The 8,450-nt window shown below is 64.6% G+C and carries 6 protein-coding genes; 2 read left to right on the top strand and 4 right to left on the bottom strand.

The window, feature by feature from the left end; translation table 11 throughout:
* Positions 1-118: 118 nt before the first annotated feature.
* From NTCA1_RS27240 to NTCA1_RS27250, 3 genes are read right to left on the bottom strand one after another with little or no spacing between them, the layout of a single operon-like run.
* On the bottom strand, positions 119-4,342 hold the full coding sequence (locus NTCA1_RS27240; protein WP_142639925.1) for a strawberry notch-like NTP hydrolase domain-containing protein: 4,224 nt from the start codon (positions 4,340-4,342) through the stop codon (positions 119-121).
* Positions 4,343-4,376: 34 nt separating this feature from the next.
* The gene (locus tag NTCA1_RS27245) at positions 4,377-5,243 is read right to left on the bottom strand and encodes a toprim domain-containing protein (RefSeq protein WP_142639923.1); all 867 of its coding nucleotides are present in this window, start codon (positions 5,241-5,243) and stop codon (positions 4,377-4,379) included.
* Positions 5,240-5,479, bottom strand: a complete 240-nt coding sequence (locus NTCA1_RS27250; RefSeq protein WP_142639921.1) for a hypothetical protein — start codon at positions 5,477-5,479, stop codon at positions 5,240-5,242. Before NTCA1_RS27250 ends, NTCA1_RS27245 begins: the two co-directional genes overlap by 4 nt.
* A 224-nt stretch (positions 5,480-5,703) precedes the next feature.
* Here NTCA1_RS27250 and NTCA1_RS27255 point away from each other — a divergent pair, with 224 nt between their 5' ends.
* Positions 5,704-5,973, top strand: a complete 270-nt coding sequence (locus NTCA1_RS27255) for a hypothetical protein (protein WP_142639919.1) — start codon at positions 5,704-5,706, stop codon at positions 5,971-5,973.
* A gap of 5 nt (positions 5,974-5,978) precedes the next feature.
* On the opposite strand, the gene NTCA1_RS27260 is transcribed toward NTCA1_RS27255, so the two are convergent.
* A complete protein-coding gene (locus NTCA1_RS27260; RefSeq protein WP_142639917.1) occupies positions 5,979-7,271 on the bottom strand; it encodes a hypothetical protein in 1,293 nt (430 codons plus the stop codon).
* A gap of 112 nt (positions 7,272-7,383) precedes the next feature.
* On the opposite strand from NTCA1_RS27260, the gene NTCA1_RS27265 reads away from it, so the two are divergent.
* Entirely contained in the window at positions 7,384-8,274 is an 891-nt protein-coding gene (locus NTCA1_RS27265) for a lytic transglycosylase domain-containing protein (RefSeq protein ID WP_185928878.1), read from the top strand.
* Positions 8,275-8,450 lie beyond the last annotated feature (176 nt).

Here is an 8,450-nt window from a genome sequence, read left to right on the forward strand (position 1 = left end):
CGATCTGCGAGGGGCTGATCCTATCATCGCCGGCACCGTCCCGCGCCCATGGTATCTCTCCTGACCGACCCGGCTGCATCGGGGCTCGGGCTCGATCAGGATGAAGAGGCGAAGAGGGTCAGGAGGGTTTGAGGATCTCGGTGATGATGGCTTCGGCCTGCGCGACGGGGATGAAGACGCGGGTGCGGTACTGGATGATCTCGGTGAAGGCGCCGAGCGACTTGAGCCACGCAAGCTGCGATGCCGGGGCGTCGACGATCTCGACACGCGGGTTGCCGTTCACATGCGAGCGCTTGAAGGCCATCGGGAACGGGCGCGTCACCTGGACGCTGCGCCCGGCGAGGACGGCATTGACGATCTCTTCGACGGGCATCTCCTCGCTGCTCGCAAGGCCCAGCTTGGTGAAGAGGTCGACGATGCTGTGCTCGAAGACGATACGGCCAAGCCAGCTGTTGCCATTCTTGTCGACGATCCGGTTGACCGCGAGATGATCGGAAGGCAGCGCCGACCAGATTGGCAGGAGGAGGCCGGTTGCGAGGCGCACCGTCTCGGTGTCCAGCTGCTCGGCCGCCTCATTGACTTCGGCCTGCCACTTCGCCCGGAAGGTCTCTTCGTCGATCTCTTCCCATGCCGTCTCGAACAGATCCGCCTCGCGCATGGATTTGCGGCTGCAGGGGCGCTGCAGCTCGATGCGAAGGATCGGCTCGCCCTCGTCGTCCATCCAGGCGTTTGCCCTGCTGCGCAATGCGACGCGGCCCGACTTGCCGTTCATGACGAATGCGGGGTTGTCGCGCCAGCGGACCATGTCGAGGATGCGTTCGAGCGAGATCGGGTTCTTGCGCCGCGCGATCTCGATCGTGAGAAGGTGCGTGGTGGCGCCGGTGCCAGCATCGGTCCGCAGGATCGTGTCGCTGATGACGCGGGCGCTGTCGGCCGTGATCGTCTCGACGCCGACATCGAGGGTGCCGGCCTCGCGCGCGGCGGCGACGCGGGTTTCAACGAGGGTGAGGTATTCCTCGAAGATCCTGTTCTGCAGCGCGATCGGCAGGGCCAGCAGGCGATTGAGCCAGCGCTGGATTGGCGGCAGGTCTTCCTTCAGGACACCGTCGCCCTCGGAAATCTCAAGGCCGCTCAGACCCACGAACTCGGTCATGTTGGTGCTCTTGAGCTTGCCGAGATAAAGAAGGTGGAACCACGACACGAGGGCGTCCCTTGCGTATTCACTCTCCAGGTTGTCGGCAGGATCGAACAGGCCCTGCCCTCCGGTCTGGCGCTGGCCGCGTGTGAGAGCGCCAAGACTGTCGAGGCGGCGAGCGATCGTCGAGGTGAAGCGCAGCTCGCCCTTGCAGTCGGTGGTGACGGGACGGAACAGCGGCGTCGATGCCTGATGGGTGCGGTGCGTGCGGCCGAGCCCCTGAATGGCCCGGTCGGCGCGCCAGCCCGGTTCGAGCAGGAGATGGGCACGTCGGTCCTGGTTCACGGCATCGAGGCTGGCATGGTAGGACCGGCCAGTGCCGCCGGCATCGGAGAAGACGAGCACCTTCTTCTGATCGTTCATGAAGGCGCTGGCCTCGGCCTGACTGGTGCGCGCGGTGCGGGTCTCGACCTTCTGGCGGCCGTCCGGGCCTGTGATGAGCCGCTTGGATCGCCCGGTGACTTCGGCGATGCGATCCGGCCCGAAATGCTCGATGAGCGCATCGAGGCCGGACTTGATGGGTGGCAGCGCGCACAGATGCTCGATCAGGTTGTCGCGCGCGGCCATGGCTTCGGGATTGTGGACCGGGTTGCCGTCCTCGTCGCGCATGGGCCGGGAATGCAGGGCGCCGGTGTCGTCCTTGAAGACCTCCATCTGGTGGGTCGGGAAGGCGCGCTTGAGGTAATCTACGATCTGGTCGGTGGGCGACAACTCGATCTGGGGCTCGGCGCGTTCCTCGGCCGTCATCTCGGAGAGACGTCTGTCGAGGATGGCCTCCGCCGTTGTCACCAGCTGCACGACCACCGAATGATCCTGCTTCAGGTGCCCCTCGATCGCCGCGATCACGGTGGGCAGCTTCATGGAAAGCAGCACCTGGCCGAAGAAACGCTGGCGCGTCCCTTCCAGACGCGAACGGGCGGCGGCCTTCGCGCCCGAGTTCAGCGTTTTGCCCTCGAGGGCGTCGACCACGTTTGTCGCCTCGAGCGCGGCAGCAAGGTTGGTGTTGATGACCTGCCATGCCCGGCAATAGGTGTCGTAGATCTCGATCTGGGCAGGCGTCAGTTCGTGGCGCAGCACTTCGTATTCGACGCCGGCGAAACTGAGCGCGCGCGCCGTGTAGAGCCCGAGCGCCTTCAGGTCACGCGCGACCAGTTCCATCGCGGCGATGCCGCCCTGACGGATGTTGGAGATGAAGGATTCCCGGTCCGGGAAGGAGGTTTCCGGGCCCCAGAGGCCGAGGCGCACGGCATAGGCCAGGTTGTTGACGTCCGAGGCGCCGGTGGCGGACGCATAGAGCACGCGCGCATCGGGAAGATGGTTCTGCAGAAGGACGCCGCAGATGCCCTGCTGCGAGCCTTCGGTCTTGCCAAGAGCTCCCTTCCCGCCCGCGACACCGCCCATTTCGTGGGCCTCGTCGAAGGCGATCACGCCGTCGAAGTCGGGGCCGGCCCAATCGAGGATCTGCTGTAGGCGCGTTGCGTCAGAGCGGCCCGATCGCAGCCCCGGATACGTGACGAACAAGGTGCCTTCTTCGAGCGTGATGGGCTGGCCGATCTTCCAGTTCGAAAGCGGCTGCACGTCGGCCGACAGGCCGCCGAGCGCGGTGACGTCGCGGCGGATGTCCTCGAGCAGCGGCTCGTTCTTGGTGACGAAGATGTGGCGGCGGCGGCCCTGCAGCTTGTTGTCGAGGATACAGGCAGCGATCTGGCGGCCCTTGCCCGCGCCGGTGCCATCGCCCAGGAAGAAGCCCTTGCGGTACTTGCGGCCTTCAGGGTCGATGTCGAGGCCAACGCCCTCCTTGGCGGGCCTGAAGGTGCCCGGCAGCGTCTGGTTCCAGGCGTGGCCTGCATAGACGACGGTTTCGAGCTGGGAAGAGGAGAGGAGCCGCTCGCTGACGGTGCGCTCGGGCAGATGGGGGATGTGATCGGGGATCGGCGCCGGGATCGAGCCCATGGCGACCGACTCAACGAGCGCGGTGGGGTGCTCTCCTGCAGCGTCGAAGACGATGCGGCTTGGCCGGTACGGCAGGTAGACGCCGACCTGCTGCGCCAGCGGTGCCGGGGTGTCCAGCTTGCGATAGCCGACGGGCAGGACCGCATTGGCCTTGGGCGCGTGATAGGGGCGCGGCGCGGCCACCTTGGTCTTGCGCGCGGCGCCGAACAGTGAAGTCGCCTTCGCGGGCGCGACGCGAGCGGGAAGATCGTCTGTGGGCTGCAGATTGATGCGCGCGGGGATTTCGACGGCATCGAGGAAGTCGAGGACGGCTGCGCGCTCGATGACGGCGGGCATGAGGTCGCCGGCGATCTTGTCGATGACATAGAGGCGAACCGCAATGTTGGTGCCATGCTTGCGATAGCAATGCTCGAGGCGGAGCGAGGAGCGCACCGTGCAGCCGCTCAGGATCGCTTCGTAGGCAGTGCGAAGCCGCGCGCAGGGCGTGAACCAGTCGGGCATGATGGCAACGACGCGCCCGCCTGGGCTGACCCGCTTGATTGCCGCCTGCAGATGGCGCAGCGCCGCCAGGTCATCGGCGCCGCGGCCGATGCTGCGCGAGAACGGCGGGTTCATGAGCACGACGCTTGGACGCGGGAGATCCGCGTGAAGGGCGACCAGCGCCGCGCCATCATGGCCGGTGATCGTCGCATCGGGGAAGATATGCGCGAGCCGTTCGCGGCGGCGCGGGTCGATTTCGTTGAGCTGGAGGATGCGGCCGCGCGGAGCCTGGGCGATCAGGAGGCCGTTGCCCGCGCTTGGCTCGAGCACGACATCATCGGCGCCGATCGACGCGAGCAGCATGGCCAGCGCCGCGATGTCGGCGGGGGTCGAGAACTGCTGCAGCTCGATCTGTTCCTCGCTGCGCACGGTCTGGGTCGGCAGGCGCTGCATCAGCGCGGACGAAATGGCGATGTCTGCAGGGGCGTTGATGTGATGGCGGTCGCTTGCGAGATGAAGGGCGAGGGCATGCTCGAGCATCTCGAAGCTGTCGCGCTGGGTCCAGCGCCCGTCGGCATCCGTGCCGCCGAACGCCTCCACCATGGCATCGTTCAGGTGGCGCCTCGAGATAGCGGCACCGGTGGCGAGAAGGGTAGCGATCGTGCATGCCGCCGGCGCATCATTGACGTGCGTGAGATCGAGAAGGTCGCGCATGGGGGTCTCCTTGGGCTCTCTGCCGAACGGCAGATCACCCTTCCCCTCCCCCTCCCCTTTTCTGCGTCTCGAGGGCTTCGAGCGCCTGGGCCCAATCCTTGAAGCCCTTCGGGAAATCGACCCGGATCACACGGTTGTCATGGGCGTAGCGGTGCGATGCGCGGTTTACCGCCCGGCGTCCGGCCGTGTCGTAATCGCCTGCCAGGATAAGTTCGGTCACGCTGTCAGGGATCGTCACCAGGCCGAACCGGCGCGAGCCGAGCGTTGCCCAGCACGGCAGTTTGTTGATGCGGCTCCAGGCCCGCGCAGTCTCGAAGCCTTCGGCAAGCCCGATGGTGGGGCCGATACCGCCTCCGCGCCATGCCCCCATGCCGAGCGAACCGATGGTCGCCTTGGCGGTGTAGCGCGCGGTTTCAGGATCGAGGAAGATCCGCTGCAGGGCGACAAGCCGCTGACCTTCGCGCACCGCGACCAGCAAGGCGGGCTTGAAGACGGTGTTGGGCTTGGCGCCATGCGGGCAGCGCGGATGAAAGCGCACGTCACCGGGAACGGGAAGCAGGAATCGCGAGGCCAGATAGCGTTCGCCCAGCGTGCCCGCGACGGACTGCGCCTGGGACCAGAGCCGCTCGATATTCGCGGTGCCGGCGCGCACATTGTCTGGCGGCGGCTCGTAGTGGCGCGTGATGGCGATGCGATCGAGTTCGCGCAGCACGTCGATGGAATCGCAACCGGCAAAGCAGGTCACGAGGATGCCGCGATCCCCCTGCCGGAGGGACAGGCTGGGGGTGTGGTCATCATGGGCCGGGCAGCGGCACATGGCCCGGGTTCCGTGCCAGGTGCCGCGCAGGGTGCCGACGATGTCGATGAGCTGCTGCGAGGGGCGACGGGCGACGATAGTCATTGATCGTTGCCTGGCTGTGCCAGCGGCATGACACGCGCGATCGCGTAAATGGCTTCGCTGTTCTGGAAATAGGAGGCCACCGCCCGATCGTCGTCAGGATGGGCAGGCAAGCCGATGGTGGCGGAGCGGGCGCGCACATAGTCGACAAGCGCGCTTTCGGCCGCCGGCTTGCTGGGGTGAATGTCTACGATGTCATCAGATCCCGGCTCGCTGATGAAGAGAACAAAGCGTTCCATGGGGAGTTACCTCCATGACGCAGATGCGCGGTAAGGCAGCTGCTTATGGTTGAAGGGCGTTTGGCCGATCTGCTCGGTCCACTCCCTCTCTTCCCTCTCCACTCTTGCCGCATTTGTCTGTGAAAATACTTGATAGTCCAACGATATTATCGATTTACCTGTAAGAATGTAGGTTTCGGAATCGGATGCCCTGGTAGAAAATTACAGGTATAGCGGAAGGATAGATGTCACAGTTCACGCCTCTCGAGATCGCCAACTGGATGGCCATTTACCTCGCAACCAGCCTGTGCTGTGCGATTGCCATGGTCCTGTCGGTCTCGGTCGCGCTGCACGGCATCTGGAACGATCGGATCTGGCAGGACGCGCGCAGCGTCAAAGGTGCTGCGTTGCTGCTGCCCCGGATATGGTGGCGCTGGCAGAAACTCTATCTGCTCTCGACGCCAGTGACGCTGGGCATCATCGGATATTTTGCGGCCAGCCTTTCCTGGCGCTGACGGTCTCAAAGGCCGAGCCCTCGAAGAAGCGCGCGCCGTCCCGTGTGAGCGTCATCGTCCTGCCGGTCGATGGTCACGATTTGCCCAAGATGCGCCATGCGTGGATGCGTGATGGCCTTGCTCGCCTCGTACTCCTCGGTTTTGAAGCCCATGGCCTCGACGACAAGATTGCGGATCTCGCCGGTCTCGCGTGATCTTGCCTCGATCAGGAAATCCGGGCGACACGGCCCATCGGGTGTCAGGGTGTCGAAAACCGGTTTGTCGATCGCGAGGTCAATGCCGCGGCCGTGCAATTCCTGCTGGGTGCGCAGGATGGTTCGGAGAACGTCGCGCTCGAAATCGGAATCGACCGGCGCGAACAGGCGCCCATTGAGGATGGGCTGGGCATAGGCGCGCAGCGGCGCGTAGCCCTTGGCCTCGGGATATTTGCCGATGACGATGATGACCAGGAACGGACCCGCAATCGGGTTGCCTCGCACCGATGGCGACTGGATGCGGTTGGCGATCGTGACGGTGTCGCCGTCAGGCAGCGTGATTTCCTGTCCATGAATGCCCTTGGCATAGAGAAGGACAAAGCCTTGCGGCGCATGGTCGCGGGGCCATCTGTCCTCCAGCGCGCGCAGCGTGGCGTAGACGGCGCGCGCCTGCAGGGGCTTCGGGTGGGTCCAGAAGGCTTTCTCCAGCTGGATTCCCGGCGCGATCTCGATCAGCCCCGCCGCTCTGGTGAGCGCCGCGAACTCATGCCGGATCGACCATTCCTCCCGATAGGCGAGCGGAGCAATGCGGTTGACGCCGGCAGCGGCCATGAGGCGCCAGAGCAATCGGGCCAGCCTCGGGATCGAGGCGTGTCGGGTGCGATCGTCGTTGGAATCGTCCTCGGGGCGCTGCGCCAGTTTCTCCGGCGCGGGTTTAAGCACCTCGAAGAAGCCTGAGGGTGGCTCGAGCGGCGTCGATCGCGAGCGTACCTCGCTGATGCGGATCGTCACCTGGTCGCGGAAGAACGGGCAGTCGGGCAGATGCTCGGGCCGCTTCGAACTGGTGAGCCGTCGCAGATAGTATGTTTCTGCCTCGGAGAGAAAGGCCGGCGTCAGGATGGCGGGAGCCTTGTCGGCGCCTAGACAATCGCAGGCGATCCACCTGTGCCCGATCCGGGCCTGCTGGACGAGCGTGATGCCGGCCTGTTCGTCGTGGACCGTGCCTTTGCCGACGTACCATCGAATCAGCGCCGCGCGCAGATCGGGGGGCAGAGGGATGCGATTTGAGCCTTTGCCGTTGGTGTCGCGGGGGACGAGCCACATGCTGGAAGCCTTCCAAAGCCTTTTTCTAAAAAAGTGTTCGTGAGCTTGGCGGCGTTGACAAGGGCAAAGGCGGTGAACTCCAATTCTCTTATCAAGGCTTTGGAGGGTTCATATGCGTGTACATCGAGCATCGGGACTGATCGCGTTACTTTGCATCGTTCCCAATAGTGTGAGCGCGGGCGAAGTAAAAACGACGCGAAAGGTGGAGCTTGTCGTCATGGGGCAGCCTGTGCCGGAGGCGGACGTCTCGCCGGTAATGCCGGTTGCTGGATCTGACGCGGGTATTCCCGAGGCGTTCCGCGTCCATGATCTGTCGCGCCGCTATGTTGAGTATCAGATGGGGCAGGAGTTTTCTGCGCCGGCAGTGGGCCAGGGCGAGCTTGCAGCCTCGTATGATCTGGCGGCGGCCGGGGTTGAACCGGTTTCCTCGATCGCGGTGCCAGGGTGGATGAAAGGGCAGTATCCTACGCTTGCTGCAGTCCCTTTCACGCCGGGATGCGCCTCTCTTCCCTATCGTCCATCGGGTTTTCTGAAGCCGGATGCCGAGGCACGCCGCGCCGCCTATTATGGAATGATGAGTGCGATCGCCTGCGAGCACGGCATTCCGACCGGGCTGTTCGACGCCATGATCATTCAAGAGAGCCGGTATAATCCGGCAGCGACCTCGAAGATGAAAGCCTACGGCCTGGCGCAACTGATGCCGGGGACTGCGGCCCAGCTTGGGGTTAATCCCTACGATCCCGTCCAGAATCTGCGCGGCGGCGCCCGTTATCTGCGGACCCAGCTCGACACGTTCGGGCAGGTGCATCTGGCGCTGGCGGCCTATAACGCCGGGCCGGGCCGGGTTAAAGGCGGGGTTGTTCCGCGGATCAGGGAAACGCAGGGCTACGTGGCGACTATCCTCGATAATTGGTCGCGGCTGCGTGGATATGGTGCGGTACAGCGACGGGCCCGTTTCGTGCCTGAGCCCAAAGGCCGCACCGTAGCGGTATCGGCATTCTGATCCCTTTGAATTTCGCGCCTTTCCAACCCTTCGTAAAGCGCGAGGGCATGAAAAGAGAGCGGAAGAAGTCGCATGCTCCCCCTGGGAGCACGTGGCGGCGTAGCCGACACTCCTGAGAGTCGGTTTCGAAACTCACGCTGACCGAGCCAAACGGCGTAGCATGAGCATGGCGGCGG

Source organism: Novosphingobium sp. TCA1 (assembly GCF_009811895.1).
Classification (GTDB): Bacteria; Pseudomonadota; Alphaproteobacteria; order Sphingomonadales; family Sphingomonadaceae; genus Novosphingobium; species Novosphingobium panipatense_A.